We start from the raw sequence: 16454 nt of genomic DNA, 5'->3' as shown, positions 1-16454 counted from the left end.
TGCGTGGCGTTTAAAGCATTTTTATTCATAGTCAGCAAGGTATAACCCTCAATTATTTTTGTATTAAAACCCAGTATTAGAACTTGAGTGCAGCAACAGGTAAAAGTGACAAGTAAGATACAGCAATTTGTTAACAGAGAAAAGTAACCGCTTAAGCCATACCATAAAAATTGCGATACCAGTCAACGGTACGCTTCATACCTTCGGTTACCGGCGTTGACGGCCTGTAGCCCATATCGCTTTCTAACTCAGACACATCGGCATAAGTGGCGACAACGTCGCCGGGCTGAATGGGCTGAAAGTCTTTTGGTATTTCCACACCGGCCGCATTCTCAACGGCCTCTATAAAAGTCATAAGCTCAATAGGTTGGCTATTGCCTATATTGTAAATTTTATAAGGTGCCGAGGAGCTGGATGGGTCTGGCTGTTTACCGCTCCACTCGCTGCTGGCTTTACATGGGTTCTCAATAACCCGCACTACACCTTCAACAATGTCGTCAATGTAGGTAAAGTCACGCTTCATTTTGCCGTTATTAAACACTTTAATGGTGTCGCCTTTTAATGCGGCTTTGGTGAAAATAAAAGGTGCCATGTCGGGTCTGCCCCAGGGACCATAAACGGTAAAAAACCGTAACCCGGTGCACTGCATGCCATACAAGTGCGCGTAGGTGTGCGCCATAAGCTCGTTCGACTTTTTGGTGGCCGCGTACAAGCTCACCGGGTGGTTCACACTATGCGAAGTTGAAAACGGCATTTGTTCGTTCAAGCCATACACCGACGAACTGGACGCATAACTTAAGTTTTTAACGCCGTTATGGCGGCAAGCCTCCAGCACATTCATAAAACCGACAATGTTGGAGTCTATGTAAGCATTGGGGTTTTCCAACGAGTAACGAACACCTGCCTGGGCGGCCAGGTTACAGACGGCGTCAAATTGCTCTTGTTCAAACAAGGCGTCTAATGCGGGCTTGTCTTCAAGTTTTAATTGCACAAAAGAATAGTCAGGGTATAAACCGGACTGAACCGTTGCACCGTATTCAATATTGCTTTGCTTTATACCGCTTTCTTGTAGGCGGCCATATTTTAGGTTTACATCATAGTAGTCGTTTATGCTGTCCAGCCCAACTACGGTATGGCCTTGTTTTAGCAGCTTTAAGGCCGTGTAAAAACCAATAAAGCCCGCTGTGCCTGTTACTAAAACCTTCATTTCACTCTGTCTCCAGAACCTTTGCCGGTAACCGTCATTAAAATATACTGAAAGTAGTTTTTTATATTGAGTGTACTAATCATTTTTGCGTCGGTTTCTGCCAGTAACTGCGGTGTGGACATATCTATTTCGTTTACCTGCGCTAACCCGGTTATACCAGGGCGAACGTTAAACACGCCTTTTGCTTCGCGCGCCTGGGTTAACTCTTCCTGATTAAAAAGCCCCGGCCGTGGGCCAACTAAGCTCATCTCGCCCTTTAGAACATTCCAAAGCTGAGGGAGTTCATCCAGCTTAGTGCGGCGCAAGAAATGTCCGAATTTGGTAATAGATGCACTACTGGCTAAATGGCTGGCTACTGATGCGGTGTCCTTTTTCATGGTTCTGAACTTAACCAGAACAAAAGGTTTTTTGTTTTTGCCTACCCGCTCTTGTCGGAATATGGGGGAGCCGGTATCGAATAAACCTATTAAGGTCAGCAAAATAAGTATGGGCAGCCCGGTAACTAAGCCCACAAAAGAAAAAGCTAAATCAAACGCTCTTAATAACATCCAGTCATTGCCTCTTTAGTAACTATGCCTTCTCTTGTGAGAGAGCATTTCTTAAAGCCTCATCAACCGAAACTTTTGGCTCCCAACCTAACAAGACTTTATTCTTTTCAATATTAACTTGCAGGTTTACCACCAGCTTATCGATCAGTTCTTTCTTACCAACAACGCCAGCCAAGCGTTTCATCACATTAACAGGGAACGGTATAAGCATAGCGGGCTTATCCATGGCTTTTGAAATTTTCCTTAAAAACTCCGAGGTAGACAGATCCTCGCCATCGCTTACTAGAAAAGTCTCATTTGCAGCGCCCGGATGTGTTAAACATAGATATGTGAAATCACATAAATTATTGACTGAAACAAAGCTTCTTTTGTTTTTTATGCTTCCCAGAGGCTTGGGAATTGGAATGTTTGCTAATTTTACGAACTTCGCAAAGTTTCCCGGGGCATTAACGCCATAAATGAGAGGAGGCCTTATTATTACCACCTCCAGACCTGTTTCTTGCGATACCGCTTTTAAACCTTCCTCAGCATCATATTTTGACTCTGTGTACGCGTCATAAGGAGCACCACTATCACATGCGTTGAAAGGAGAATCACTTGAGGCGCCGTTTACTCCAATCGAACTAAAAAAGATAAACCGCTTTACTCCAGCCATCGCAGCTCGCCGTGCTAGTAACAAGGTAAGTTCGGTATTTACTCGAAAAAAATCATCTGCAGATACATTTTTTTTATGTGCAACTCCCGCACAGTGAACAAATATACCCACGTTCTCTGAAACTAAAATTTTAGTCGTTAAGTCACTTAAAGCCGAAAGACGGATATTAGTTGTTTGCTCATTACCATTTCCAGGCTTGCGTACTGGTGTAACAGTGCTCAACCCTTTCCCAAGAAAGTATTTATTTAAATGAGCCCCCAGAAAGCCTGTACTACCAGTTAATAATACTTTCATTTTTTCAGCTTATTCATGCTAGATATTATACTTATGTAAGATTCGTTTACTGATTCCAGAGAGACTTCCTTACTAGCATTAGCAGTCGCTCCTAACTCACCCCATCCATTACCGATACAAGAAAACTTACAATGTAACTTATGCAACCCGTACCTTAGGAAACATTGTTTCTTTATAAAAACTTTCATGCCACTACACATTGCATCAACCAGCGTATGAGGGATACCTTCACCATAGCCTTCCGGCTGTATAAAGCTTCTTCCATCGATAAAGATGTCATCTTGAGCGTACCGGCCAACATTTTCAAAGTTCGGAAGTTGAGCTTTTGCTAGTTCATTTCTAATAGAGCAACCAACTAAAGTGAACGATAACGAGTCACCCGCTTTAACTTCTTGAATCAAACTCGCACACTCTTGAATAGACTTAGCAACTAACGACAACTTACTGTCGCGCTGAATCGCGACAAAGGAGTTTTCGCTCGCCCCGATTTTTCGTGACACCCCGCCAGAACCAGGAACCCAGTAGACCTTAGCATGATTGCAGAAGCGTCTATAAAAGCGGTAATCCGCGTAATTCTGGAATATAGCCTGGACACTGGAGTTTCGATAATCCAACAGCACCCGTAGTAGAAGCCTAAACCTTTGGCTCGTTCTATACCTACCCAAACCATTAATTATTAGTACCTGCGGCTTGAAGCAAAACAGTAAAGAAAATAGGTTGGTTTTTAAATTAGAAGAAACTATTTTTTCATTCTTAAAGTTAAGGCACAAAAACGAGAGCGTACTTCCTACAGACTCAAATACCCCTAAAGAGCTGACCTTCGTTCCTGAGTTACTCAAGTTAGTCATCAAAGACTTTCGGTATAAATCGTTATATTTTGCTTTGTCATTTACAAATTTAATTAGGTTTCGCTTCATTATTAGCTAGCCGCCGCAAAAAACAAGTGCTGAAACTGGTATTTAGGAATGTAAGAGCTCGCAACATGCCAAGCTACAAAAGCAGTTACAGCCGTTAAAAACATTATTGGTGAAGCATAGGTCATCAAATCAGAAGGTCTGCGTTTTGAGTGAATAACTTGCTCCATGACTAACAAAGCCGCTAATGGTATAAAATAGTATGAGAATCTGTCAGCCAGTGTAGAGGAAAGCAGTGACGCTGCCAGTAACATTGGACCAATTAAAACAGTCACTAAGCATAGTCTAAAGCGTATTTTATCGAGTTTAAGCCACTTTTTCTTATGGGCCAGAATAAGAAGAGCGACAGGAAATAAGAAGCCAACACGTAGAATTACCCCGGCATTTTCCATCTCTGACTCAAAGTAATGTCCATAAAAGAAGAAAGCTGCTCCCACTACCGGTAGGAAAATAAAGAGTAAAGGCGGAATAAGATAGCTTTTCCTAAAGTCGATAAACAAAAATGACAACAACAAGATGGCAGAAAAATGAAACAGCGCAGCAAATAAAATAAGGAAGGCATACGTCACTTTCCTTTTCTGCATTAGGAAAGTAACCGCATAAATAAAAATAGAGATGGCTATAGATTGGCTCGTTAAGTTCATACCAGCGACCACTAAATGGTAAGGAGCAACTAAGGCCATAAAGTAAAAGGGGTTAATACCGAGTCGCATCGGGGCTAAAAAAGAAAAAACTAAAAGCATTAGAGTCGCGACAAACACTACTCCATGAATGCCCGAACCGAGTGCACCTGACAGTACGTTTAAATACTTATAGCCTAACTCCGGGGTTGTAAAGGTTAGTGCATTTGCTACGTCTCTTTCGTAAACTCGTATATAGTTAAACCAGTCAACTCCAACTTCAAAACGGAAGCCATATATAAATAAAAGAGCTAGAATTACACATCCAATTAGAGCTACTTTAGAGTCCTTCCCAAGGTTAAGATGTTGATAGCCAAGACCTAAAATAAATAGAAAGATAAATGTGAAGTAATATATTAGCAAAATTGAAATGCCTGTCCGTTATTTTCCGCCAAATAAAATACAATCAAAATTTAATCTACTGATGTTTTATTGCTTTTAACCATCCAGCGCCATGTATCATGACACATCCTGTCTATATCGAACTCAGCACTCCAGCCAAATCTTGACTTAGCATATGAAGGGTCTGCATAACAAGCTGCTACATCCCCTCTTCTTCGATTTCCTACCTCATATGGAACTTTTCTACCAGATATCTTTTCAAAATTCTTAATAAGTTCAAGAACACTATACCCTACGCCTGTTCCTAAATTAGCGATGAATAAGTCCTCTTTACCAAATAGCTCTCTCAGAGCTTCTACGTGCCCTTTCGCTAAATCAACTACATGTATATAATCTCTAACTCCTGTCCCATCTTTTGTATTGTAATCATTTCCAAAAACGGTCAATTTCTCCAGTTTCCCTAATGCTACTTGAGCTATATACGGCATTAAATTATTTGGAACTCCAAGTGGTAATTCACCAATAAGGCCAGACTCATGAGCACCCACAGGATTAAAATAACGAAGAATACCAATAGACCAACCCAGGGTGCTACTTGATAAATCTCTCAATATATTTTCTACCATTAATTTAGAAGAGCCGTATGGATTAATAGTTGATAAAGTCGAATTTTCGGAAATAGGAACACATTCAGGATGGCCATAAACAGTTGCTGATGAACTGAACACGATACATTTGCAACCAAATTTCTCCATTACCTTTAATAGGGATAATGAACCAGTTACATTATTTTCATAATATTCTACTGGGTGCGACAATGACTCATTCACTGACTTTAAGCCTGCTAAATGAAGAACTGCGTTAAACTTAAATTCACCAAATAGTTTTTCTAATAAACCTAAGTCTCTAACGTCGCCTTCTACAAATCTAACTCGCTTGTTTACTATACGCTCGACTTGCCGAAGACCTTCTAAGGTCGAATTTTTCAAATTATCTAATACAACAATATCATAGCCAGATTCTATTAACTCAACGCAACAATGAGTTCCTATATATCCAGCACCACCTGTTACTAAAATCAAGTTCTTCGCCTGTTTTAATAGTTATAAGTAGTTTATCTAAGTATAGTTTAAACGAGCTATATATCAGAATAAAACTACATCAATGGTTTTAAGATTGCCACAAGAGTGTATAGTTACTAACCATACTTTGACTACTAAAGTTAGTCACGATACGCTCTCGACAAGAATATTGGCGCTCTTCCCAGTTTGCTTTATTTTCACTAAATTCCTTGTAAGCTGCATAGATTTTCTCAGCTAATGCGCTGCTATCCCCAGCAGCTGAAAGCCACCCTGTCATTCCGACTATTGCTGACGCGTCTCCAACGTCAGTTGATACGCAGGGAGTTCCACATGCCATAGCCTCATTTAAAACATTTGGGAAAGCTTCGCTTGATGAAGAAAGGACGAAGACATCAATAGCATTCATAATACCTGGAATATCATCGCTGGGACCTAGAAGGTGGAATTTACTAATAAGAGTACTTTCTGAAATAACGTTTAATAGCTCACGATTATCTTTTGAAAGCCCAGCCCCCACTAAAATAACTTTCAGACCACCTACTTTATATTTTACTTTCCTAATAGCATTAATTAAGTTTGGATAGTCTTTAAGAGAATCATAACGGCCTACATGACCTATAACAAAATCGGTCTCTTTTAGTCCCAACTTCTCTCTATATACTGAGCGTAGCTTTAAATCTCGTTTAAACTTAGAGGTATCATAGCCATTAAAAATCACTATCCCACTTTTCTTGTTATATCCGATCTTTTCCTGCGCTACACGAGCACTATTAGCACAATATACAATTTTCGTTGGTATGAAATGTGACAAAACCGAATTTATTCTCGAAATAAATATAGTAACTCTTTTTGATTGACCTTTTATCAAATAGGTATGATGTACACCCCAATATATCTTTTTAACGCCGGCAACGCGCGACACAATCCCACCGACTAGATCCGCATGATACATCCATGTTTGTACAACGCTCGGTTTGCGAAGCTTTATGATTTTATATAATCTAAATATCGCTGCTACGCTGGTTATTGATGGCCTAATATCTAAGCAGTAAACTTTCACCCCAGCCTTTTGAAGTTCTAGGCCGACACTACCCAAAGTTGACAAAGATACTACTACATGCTCGTGTTCAGTGCCATTTAAGCACAAACGTTTTAACGTAGACTCAGCACCACCTTTCTCTAGCCCTGCTATAATGTGGAGAATTACCACCCCAAACCCCTATAATAAATATTTTTAAAAACCTATACTGCAATGGTCAGAAAGCCCCGGAAAATTTAACTAATTTTTCCCGGCAGTAGACCATAGTTAAATTGATGCAATCACTGTTAATTAGAATAATTCATCAGGAAGTAACTGGCATCTCGCTTTGCTTAAGTTGATGAACGACAAGCACTGCCGGCATCAAACCAGGCTAAACATTTTAAGTGATTGTTTCCTTGGACTATTTCCCAAACAGTTTCCGAGTCGCTCCAAGCATAGAATTACCTAGTCACCCCACAACCTATGCCTTAACTTTAGAGCCGACTTATCCCCGGTTCACTATGCAATATCACTTGCTGGTTTTCCCATTTCATAAACCATATCCAGCACTCATTCAACAAGTTCTGTATCATGAAGAAACATCAAGAAATCAATAACGAATGGCGGAATAACGCCATTAAAAAACTTCCTCGTTAAAGGGTCTGACACTAAATATGATATTAATTTAATCTAGGGTTTATTTAAAATAGGCACAGATTTTAGCCTTAAAATATTCTAACGTAAAAAAGGCCAAGTTATGCATATCCCTATTCAAAATAGCAATTCTAACTTTGTTTTTACTATAGCTAATTTTTTCTATCAGGCCCATTTTACTCCTCCACTTATCATAAAAAATTCGCATTGAACTACTATCATAGGTTCTTTTCTCTCCTTTCTTCCAATGAACAACAACTGAAGGTTCCTTTTTAGCTATGACACGATATTTGCTTACCACGCGAATGAAAAAATCAAAATCCTGATGACGTCTGAGATTTTCATCCCAAACTACATTTGTCGTCACCTCTTTACGTAGAAAATAGGTCGGAGTAGGTGCCCACCCCGCATTTTTACCGAAAAGGTACTCTATTCCACTCTCACCAAAAGTAAGATTTCGAGAATATCTTGCTATCTTTGATGCCCCATCATCTAAATAAATTGAGCCGAACACGAAGTCACAACAACTCTCGGTCAGTAGCTTTAAACAGTCTTCAATATGGGTTGGAAAAAATTCATCATCTGAATCTAAAATAGCTAAATAATCTCCACTGGCCTTCGAGATCCCATAATTTCTAGCTACATTAGCATTATCACAACTTGACAATGAAAAAAATTTTAAAGCGGGGTCCCCCATATCTTCAATCGCAGCCTTTATTTTGGGGGGAGACTTTGAGTTGTTTTCGACTATAATTACTTCAATGTTTCTATGGCTTTGTTTTTTTACAGATTCAATAGCTCTTTTAAGGGGAAGGACTCTATCTTTAACTGGAATAATTACCGAAACTAAACTCATAATTTCCACATTATTTGGCTTGAGAATAAGTTTTACTGGTTCGCATAATTTGACTATAGTTTCCAAGTCGAAAAATTTTTTACTGACTTTACATCTATGAGGATGAACTTCCCTCGAACAAGTTTTGCAAAATCATTTTCCGTATAGCTACTAAAGCAATCATGGTTTACAGCCAGAATTATAGCATCATAAAAATTACTCTTACTGCTAACTTCTGTAACAAAAGTCAATCCATCAGTCGATGTAGGTTTAGCTACCCACGGGTCGTGTATATGAACATTCACTCCGTATTTATAAAGATTTTCTACTACATCAACCACTCTTGTATTTCTTACGTCCGGACAATTCTCTTTAAATGAATAGCCCAAAATTAATACATTTGCATTTTTAACTAATTTTTCTTTATCAATAAGCTCTTTAATAGTCGCATCAGCTACATATTTACCCATTCCATTATTAATCTGCCTGGAAGACAATATAAGGTTAGGCTTGTAACCTAACTCTTCAGCTTTATAAGTTAAATAGTATGGATCGACCCCTATACAGTGACCACCTACCAACCCTGGTTTTAACTTAATAAAGTTCCACTTAGTCGCAGCAGCTTCTATTACCTCATCAGTATTTATACCCATTTCATTAAATATCATAGCTAATTCATTTATCAGCGCGATATTAACATCTCTCTGTGTGTTCTCTATTACCTTAGATGCTTCAGCCACTTTTATACTTGATGCTAAATGGGTTCCCGCTGTTATTATCGATGAATACAAAGCATCAACTCTTTCTGCTGTCTCTGGCGTTGAACCGGAAGTAACTTTTAAAATATTTTTTACTGTGTGCTGCTTATCTCCTGGGTTTATACGTTCTGGTGAGTAGCCACAGAAAAAATCTTGGTTGTAGCTTAACTTCGAAACCTTTTCTAATACGGGAACGCAAACTTCTTCGGTAACCCCTGGGTATACAGTCGACTCGTAGATGACAATATCCTTTGCTTTCAAAACACTTCCAACCGTCTCAGATGCTTTCTCCAAGGGAGATAAGTCTGGCTTATTACTTCTATCGATAGGTGTAGGAACTGTAACAATATAAATATTTGCATCTCTTATATCTGCTGCGTTATTTGTAAATTTCAGCAGATCCTTTACAGCTTGTAGTTCTTTAGAAGAAACCTCTAACGTACTATCCTGTCCAGCTTCAAGCTCCTGAACTCGAGAGAAATTGATATCAAAACCTACAACTGAGTACTTTTCGGCAAAAGCTACAGCTAATGGTAACCCAACGTAGCCCATTCCTATCACACAAATTTTATCTTTCATTATCCGCCTTTTGAGCATTAATCAATGGTTGCCAAAGTAGCATTTCTTGCAACCAAACTGAATTACAAAACAAGCTTAATATCTTCGCGATTAAAGTGTTTATAGACAAGCTCGATATTTTTTCTGTGCTCAACGCTTATTTCCTCTGGGGCCAATTGGAAAGCTCTAACTAAAACATCTGGTAGTAGCACTTTCGCGTTATTCAAAACACTCGTGTAAGCACCTGACACTTCAAGTATTCTCTGGTTATTCTCTAATAAGAATATCTCGGCCGGCGTTTCTGGCATTACAACCTTAAATTTTAGTGTATTTCTAAGCACATTTAACTTTTCATCACTTTCATCTCTATGTGCGCAGTAAACTAAGTCACAGTCATACAACGAGTAGAACCGCTTCACTCGCTCAAGGAAGGCAAGTTCATACTCACGCGAAACTATTCCTACCTCGCTATATTTAGAGCCAAAGAAAAATACAGCTTTTTCTCTAGCGCCTTTTTCACTGCTTTTAAACAGTTTTTTCACCGCAGAAAAATCTATAGGGTATAGAGCTTCGGTTTTAATAAAAGCTGAGGCGAAATATAGATGGGACTGTAGCTCGTTATTTCGTAAAAAACGACTATACATATGTCGCTTCACAAGCCTTTTCATGAAACTTCCATGCGCCCAAAGTGCTGTTGGATAATATATCCCTTTATCTATAAACTCCCTTTTAACCATTAAGGTTGCTGCACCATCATCCATTAGTACAGTTAGAGATGGCGCAACTGCAACCCTCATAAAGTGCATCCATTGAGCTCTAAACTCACCAATAAATAACTGTTTAATACTCTCTGGAAAAGTTTTGTTAAAGTAATTTAATTCTCTTACAATGCTTCTATGACTAGATAGGCCGCTACTGCTGTCAAACAGCACTTTTTTTCTGAACGACCATTCCCCTTTACTGATAACATTCTCTATCTGCTCGTTATTTTGCTCTCGCCCCTCTACAAAACGGTACACAATGCCGTTTCGAGCGTCCTTAAAACGTAGACTGAGCTCTAAAGCTACTAAAGCTTGTAAGGGTGACTCTACGACAAATAAATTATCAACCACTTAGTAATCCCTCACAAACTTTAAAGTCAACCTCTTCATCAATGTCAATAGAGCGGGTTCTCGGCATTACCGATGCTTTTAACTTTTGAGAGAACAGCGATTTCTCTTTAAAAATGTGCTCAACAGAAGCTACATAAACAGCACCATTAAGCCTGTATTCTTTTTCGTAGTCTTGAGAGCGTTTATTCAGCAGTTCCGTACCCGTAAATGACATATTTTCATCAACCCACCCAACCCAGGCAGTTGGATGCTCCACTTCACAAACGCTAACCACAGTATTTCTGTAATTATGAGCTTCTGTATCGTTATACAAAAGAAACGCATTGCGAATATCATCTTCGTTTCGAATCGGCGAAGTAGGCTGCAGCAGAATAATTGTTTGTGGGTTATTACCCAACTCTTTTTCAGACTCAATAACATCTATTATTGCGTCGACTGTACTTGCTGTATCCGTTGCTAAATTGTCAGGCCGCTTGCGCTTGTAAACCCCTTTACTTTTATATGTATCAGCCAGTCCAAGTATTTCATCATCGTCACTGGTCACGATTATTTTCGCATCTAAATTAGCTTTTATTGCGGCTTCTATTGTCCAACAAATAAGAGGCTTACCCGCTAACGGCTTAACGTTCTTTCTTGGAAGGCGTTTACTGCCGCCTCTTGCAGGTATAATTATAAGAGTTTCTGAACTATTCATGTCATTCAAAAGACAAGCCTTTAATATCAGCTTGTGCGCGCTCAAAATCATCCATACGACCAATATCCAGCCAGTATTCATGAATAGGAAACATCAAAACTTCTTTATTAGCGTCCAGGTATTTCTGCAATAACGTTGGCATATCTATATGGCGATTTTTATCGACTGTTTTAAATACTTCAGGATTAATCACATAAATACCAGCATTCACGAAAAACCGTTGAATAGGTTTTTCCTCCATACTAATAATGCGTTCACCGTCACCAACTATCACTCCGTAAGGTATTTGATAGTCGTATTCACGCACACACATAGTTGCCAGTGCAGCGTTCTGCACATGAAAGTCTAATACGCGTTCAAAATCTACGTTGGTCAGTACATCGCCGTTCACCATAATAAGAGGGTGTTCAGGTGTATCGTCCGGCAACAGACCAAGGGCTCCACCTGTGCCAAGAGGAGTCTCCTCATGCACATAAGTAATGTTTACACCCCATTTACTGCCGTCACCAAAGTGGTTTCGAATAACGTGCGGCAGGTAATGTGTTGAAATATAAAACTTAGAAAAGCCCGCTTTAATAAAATTAAGTATCAGGGTTTCTAGTATTGGGCGTTCACCCACTTTCAGCATTGGCTTAGGAGTGTCATCTGTCAGGGGACGTAAGCGTGTTCCAAAACCACCTGCCATAATGAATACAGGGTTACTATACTGCTTACGGCTTTTTGCTTGTTGAAGGGTTTCGAGACCAATTAGTTTGCCTTCTTCCAGAATAGGAGTAGCCAGTATGCTTTTGCTTTGCATTAACGCAACGGCGTCTTTTCTAGACGTATTGTTCGTTATTGTCGTTGGTGATGGATTCATTATTTTATGAACGTCACATTCCAAACCCATCCCTTTTAGTAACGCTCGGCGAATATCACCGTCTGTTACAACACCAAGTAACTTCATCGAGTCATCACAGACTAAAACGATACGTAATGCTTCTTTATCTAGCTTCTCCAAAGTGTCCTTGACAGAAACTGACGGACCGACAACTGCATTGCGCCAATCGTAACTCATCTTACTGACTTCCCTTCTTAATAAATGATTTTGCTGGGTAGTGCCTGTCTCTTGCAAAAAGATTTTTTGAAACAATGGAGCCCGCTCCAACGACAGCGCTATCGCCAATATCAATCCCCTGGATGACTGTTGCTCCTGCTCCAATGTGCACATTATCGCCAAGTGTTACATTGCCACAAATCGTTGCTCCCGGAGCGATATGGCAATGCTTTCCAATAGTTACATCGTGCTCGACTATAGCTCCCGTATTAACTATTGAGTTCTCGCCAACATTACAAGCGTTTAGAATCGCGCCGGGCAATACTTGAACGCCTTCTTCCAGCACCGCATACTGAGATATTATAGCCGCTTCCGAAACGACCGTTAAAAATTGATAGCCGGCTTTTTTAAAGCGTTTAAATAACCCTTCTCGCAAGTTATATTGGCCAGGCAAAGACCCTAACGCATTAACCAAGCTTACCTCGTCGGCGTTATAGTGCCTTACCTCCTCGTCTTTTCGAAGATGCTTCAATCCCTTAAACTCTTGCATTCGTCCTAGCTCAGGAGCCACAATTGCCTCTATTGGAATGTTATAGGAGGCTAAAATATCAATGATAACCCTAGCATGGCCACCACCGCCAAGAACTAAATATCGCTTAGTCAATCAACGTATCCCCTGACTGATAGTCTCTGTCACATTGCTGCCCGATAATTTTCCAATAATCATACGGCGAGCGACCTCCACCAGGGCGCTTCACAGCAATATCATCGGCTGTTATCACTTGGCCTTTTTTCAAAGGGTTCACTGTAACCAAACTTTTACGGGCAATATTTTTATTGTTTACTTCTGATACCGTCGGGCGTTTAACACCGTCGCCCATTGCTTTTTCCACATCACGAATAGCTGTAACCATTTCAGCAAGTTCGTCAGGCTCTAATGACGCTTTATGATCCGGTCCTTCCAGATTTCGGTCCAAAGTAAAATGTTTTTCAATAATCGTTGCGCCTTTGGCAACGGCAGCAATCGGAATGGTAATGCCTCGGCTGTGATCGGAATAACCAATTTGTAACCGGAACGTAGTTCCGATGGTGTTCATCGCGTTTAAATTAATTTCTTCCATAGGCGCAGGATATTCTGTAGTGCAATGCAAAACCGTCACTTTTTCACGCAGAATTTGCTGCCCACTTTCTGATGCATATGCCGTTTCAAAATCTGCTCGGGTAGCTTGTTTGGCATGCGGGTTTAAATAACCATAAGCAATAACACCTAAAACCGATTCGATCTCGGCCATTGTTGCCATGCCTGTCGAAACAATTAAATCACACCCGGTTTGAGCATGCTTTAAAACTAAAGGGGCATTAGTTATTTCGCCAGACGGTAATTTTAAACGCTTCAACCCCAAATCATTGACTAAAAAGTTCAGGCTCTCATCATCAAATGCGGTTGAAAGAAACTCAATACCTAGCTCATTACAGTAATCAACCAGTTCATAGTGGAGTTCGTGACTCAACTCCAAGCGTTGTAGCATTGCTAACTGGCTTTCTTCTCTACCAAGGTTCTTTTTCTGGTAATTAGCTTGAGTTGCCTTCTCTGTAACAATGTTCTTCGCTTTAAACGTTTGAAATTTTACAATATCCGCACCAGCCTTATGAGCAGAGGTTACTAAATCACGAGCCAGCTTTGCGTCACCATTATGATTAACCCCCGCTTCAGCGATTATCAATGTCATTCTTATTAACCTTGTTCTGAATCTAAATCGTGAAATGTCTTTATGGTTGTTAAGTCTGCTTTACGAATTAGATTAAGGATTTTTGCACTAGCATTACCTTTACCGTAAGGATTAACCACCGAGCTTAATGCATTAGACTTAAACATATCAATTGCTTGCTCTAACGCTTTCCTGATCCCCACTTCACTTGGAGAACAGTTAACTACACTTTCGGCAGCAAGTCGTCCAAACTGGCGCGCCCCTATATTTACAGTAGGCACGTTGAAAGAAGGAACCTCGATGATACCGCTGGATGAGTTACCGATAACAACTGTTGCATGCTTAACTGCGCTCAAATAACGACGCTGCCCTAACGAAGGAACGACAATAACCCTCTCTTTATGCTTTGCAGCATAAGCTTCTATCAGAGGGATAATCTTTCGCCCACCCTCATCAGCGTTTGGATAAGTTATAATTACTTTAAGCCAAGGATAAGTGTCCAGAACCTCCGTAATATTTTCGAAAGCCTCTTCTGCAGGTTCATTTGCGAGTGTTACTGGATGATAAGTCACAATTGCAAAGTCGCCATCTAAAGAAAACTTTAAAGATTCGGATAGTTCCTGACGAGACATGAACTCAGAGCGCTTAAGATGATCGAGTCCTATAGCTCCTACAGTGATAACCCTTTCAGGGGCTTCACCTAATTGTATGACTCGTTTGCGATAGCTTTCAGTGGAGGTTGCGTGTAACAAACTTAATTTACTTATCGCATGCCGAATAGCATCATCATAAGCGCCTTCGGTTATCTCGCCTCCGTGAATGTGCAGCACAGGCACACGCATTAACATAGCGGCTTGCGTCACTCCCAGTGCTTCATAGCGGTCGCCCAAAACAACCAAAATATCCGGCTGTTGCCGCTCAAGGGCGTCAGCATACCCAATAATACCGAGTCCTAGACTTTTTACACTGCCTACCGCTGAATCTGATGAAAGTAACATTTCAATTTTTTCAGAAATTTCAAAACCATCAGCTTCTATCTGATCTGCAGTATGACCAAACTCTGGAGATAAATGGGAACCAGAAACCAGCAACTGTAGTTTTAAGTCATCTGCATCCTGAATATCCTTAAGCAACCAATACAAAAGCCCATATTCAGCTCGAGTTCCTGTGAATACTGCGACTTTTTTCATTGTAATTCCATTATCTACAAATTGGTGAACTTGGGATATTTACAAGACGCGCTTCTATATCTTCGGACACTTCTAAATCACCTCTTAAACACTCTGCAAACATCGGTAACTTATGCATAAGCTGCCATATAGGCCGGCACATTATCCCTGCGCTGTTTTGTTCTTCGAGCAAAGCATTGCGCGCACCTTTATCTTCACAAAGTACAGCGTTAAGCCAAAAATTGGAGTGACTATGGTTTGGCTCATCGACAAACTCATAGTTCGAGCCTTTAAAGAACGCTCGATAATCGTTAGCCAGCTGACGTTTCTGCTCCAGAAATAAAGGCAACCTTTGCATCTGCGCACAACCTAGTGCGGCATTTAAATTCGGCATCCGATAGTTAAAGCCCGGCTCATCATGATAAAACTCATAAGGATGAGGTACTTTAGCGGTAGTTGTAATATGTTTCGTACACCGCCCGTCAACATCACTAGCACAAAGCACCATACCGCCACCGCCAGTTGTAATAATTTTATTACCGTTGAAGCTTAAAGCGGCAAACTCACCAATTGTGCCTGTGTGTTTACCCTTATAATAAGACCCTAAGCTCTCTGCAGCGTCTTCCACTAGAGTAATATGCCACTTTTTGCAAATACGCTGTATCTCATCCAAATGAACGGCATGCCCAAAGGTATGCATTGGAACGGCAGCTCTTATTACCTGCCTGGATTCTTTATGGATACACCGTTCACCATCTAGTTTGGCGTTATACTCAAGGAAAGACTCTAACGCGACGGGGCAAAGCCCTAAGGTCTCACGTGATGCATCTACAAATACAGGGGCAGCACCCATATGGTGAATAGCATTACAGGTTGCAACAAAAGTTAATGCTTGAGTAATTACCAAATCGCCCTGTTTTACACCTGCCATATAAAGTGCAGTGTGCAGTGCCGCGGTTCCATTAACTGTAGCTACTGCTTTTGGGCTTTCAGTAAAACGCTCTATTTCTCTTTCAAATTCGTCAACGTACTTACCAACACTCGACACAAAGGTTGTTTCAATGGTGTCTAGCACATTGGATTTTTCCTGATCGCCAAATGTTGGGGCATGAAGCGGAATGAAATCTTTGGTTTTATAAAGAGAACGAATAAACTCGCTTAAATGATGTGACATACTTTTCTCAAA

16 protein-coding genes are annotated in these 16454 nt (G+C 40.3%); all 16 read right to left on the bottom strand.

The genetic code is table 11. From position 1 onward, the window contains the following. Positions 1 to 151: 151 nt before the first annotated feature. Positions 152 to 1207: an NAD-dependent epimerase gene (locus IL_RS02860; protein WP_011233822.1), complete on the bottom strand. Its 1056-nt coding sequence runs from the start codon at positions 1205 to 1207 to the stop codon at positions 152 to 154. Beyond that, positions 1204 to 1755: a sugar transferase gene (locus tag IL_RS02855; protein WP_011233821.1), complete on the bottom strand. Its 552-nt coding sequence runs from the start codon at positions 1753 to 1755 to the stop codon at positions 1204 to 1206. Before IL_RS02855 ends, IL_RS02860 begins: the two co-directional genes overlap by 4 nt. A 22-nt stretch (positions 1756 to 1777) precedes the next feature. Then, positions 1778 to 2704 (bottom strand): NAD-dependent epimerase/dehydratase family protein, encoded by a 927-nt coding sequence (locus tag IL_RS02850; protein ID WP_011233820.1) that lies wholly within the window; start codon positions 2702 to 2704, stop codon positions 1778 to 1780. After that, positions 2701 to 3621 (bottom strand): hypothetical protein, encoded by a 921-nt coding sequence (locus tag IL_RS02845; protein WP_016341277.1) that lies wholly within the window; start codon positions 3619 to 3621, stop codon positions 2701 to 2703. The genes IL_RS02850 and IL_RS02845 overlap by 4 nt, the downstream gene beginning before the upstream one ends. Before the next feature lie 2 nt (positions 3622 to 3623). Next, on the bottom strand, positions 3624 to 4661 hold the full coding sequence (locus tag IL_RS02840; RefSeq protein WP_011233818.1) for an EpsG family protein: 1038 nt from the start codon (positions 4659 to 4661) through the stop codon (positions 3624 to 3626). Between the two features lie 50 nt (positions 4662 to 4711). Further along, on the bottom strand, positions 4712 to 5722 hold the full coding sequence (gene galE, locus IL_RS02835; RefSeq protein ID WP_011233817.1) for a UDP-glucose 4-epimerase GalE: 1011 nt from the start codon (positions 5720 to 5722) through the stop codon (positions 4712 to 4714). Positions 5723 to 5810: 88 nt separating this feature from the next. After that, a complete protein-coding gene (locus IL_RS02830) occupies positions 5811 to 6932 on the bottom strand; it encodes a glycosyltransferase family 4 protein (RefSeq protein WP_011233816.1) in 1122 nt (373 codons plus the stop codon). Positions 6933 to 7440: 508 nt separating this feature from the next. Next, entirely contained in the window at positions 7441 to 8253 is an 813-nt protein-coding gene (locus IL_RS02825; protein WP_011233815.1) for a glycosyltransferase family 2 protein, read from the bottom strand. Between the two features lie 53 nt (positions 8254 to 8306). Then, on the bottom strand, positions 8307 to 9569 hold the full coding sequence (locus IL_RS02820) for a nucleotide sugar dehydrogenase (protein ID WP_011233814.1): 1263 nt from the start codon (positions 9567 to 9569) through the stop codon (positions 8307 to 8309). 62 nt (positions 9570 to 9631) lie between these two features. Beyond that, complete coding sequence (locus IL_RS02815) at positions 9632 to 10660, bottom strand: UDP-glucose--(glucosyl) LPS a 1,2-glucosyltransferase (protein ID WP_011233813.1); 1029 nt, start codon at positions 10658 to 10660, stop codon at positions 9632 to 9634. Beyond that, positions 10653 to 11354 carry a cytidylyltransferase domain-containing protein gene (locus IL_RS02810; RefSeq protein WP_231378622.1) on the bottom strand — a complete coding sequence of 234 codons (702 nt, stop codon included), beginning with the start codon at positions 11352 to 11354 and terminating at the stop codon, positions 10653 to 10655. The genes IL_RS02815 and IL_RS02810 overlap by 8 nt, the downstream gene beginning before the upstream one ends. A 1-nt stretch (position 11355) precedes the next feature. After that, entirely contained in the window at positions 11356 to 12411 is a 1056-nt protein-coding gene (locus IL_RS02805; RefSeq protein ID WP_011233811.1) for a nucleotidyltransferase family protein, read from the bottom strand. A 1-nt stretch (position 12412) separates the two neighbouring features. Further along, positions 12413 to 13054 carry an acetyltransferase gene (locus IL_RS02800; RefSeq protein WP_011233810.1) on the bottom strand — a complete coding sequence of 214 codons (642 nt, stop codon included), beginning with the start codon at positions 13052 to 13054 and terminating at the stop codon, positions 12413 to 12415. Beyond that, positions 13047 to 14120: an N-acetylneuraminate synthase gene (gene neuB, locus IL_RS02795; RefSeq protein ID WP_011233809.1), complete on the bottom strand. Its 1074-nt coding sequence runs from the start codon at positions 14118 to 14120 to the stop codon at positions 13047 to 13049. Before neuB ends, IL_RS02800 begins: the two co-directional genes overlap by 8 nt. Positions 14121 to 14125: 5 nt before the next feature. Further along, complete coding sequence (gene neuC / locus IL_RS02790) at positions 14126 to 15289, bottom strand: UDP-N-acetylglucosamine 2-epimerase (protein WP_011233808.1); 1164 nt, start codon at positions 15287 to 15289, stop codon at positions 14126 to 14128. A 10-nt stretch (positions 15290 to 15299) separates the two neighbouring features. Then, a complete protein-coding gene (locus IL_RS02785; RefSeq protein ID WP_011233807.1) occupies positions 15300 to 16442 on the bottom strand; it encodes a LegC family aminotransferase in 1143 nt (380 codons plus the stop codon). Positions 16443 to 16454 lie beyond the last annotated feature (12 nt).

The sequence above is a fragment of the Idiomarina loihiensis L2TR genome (assembly GCF_000008465.1).
In the GTDB taxonomy this organism is placed as follows: domain Bacteria; phylum Pseudomonadota; class Gammaproteobacteria; order Enterobacterales; family Alteromonadaceae; genus Idiomarina; species Idiomarina loihiensis.
This window is presented reverse-complemented; position numbering and strand designations above follow the sequence as displayed.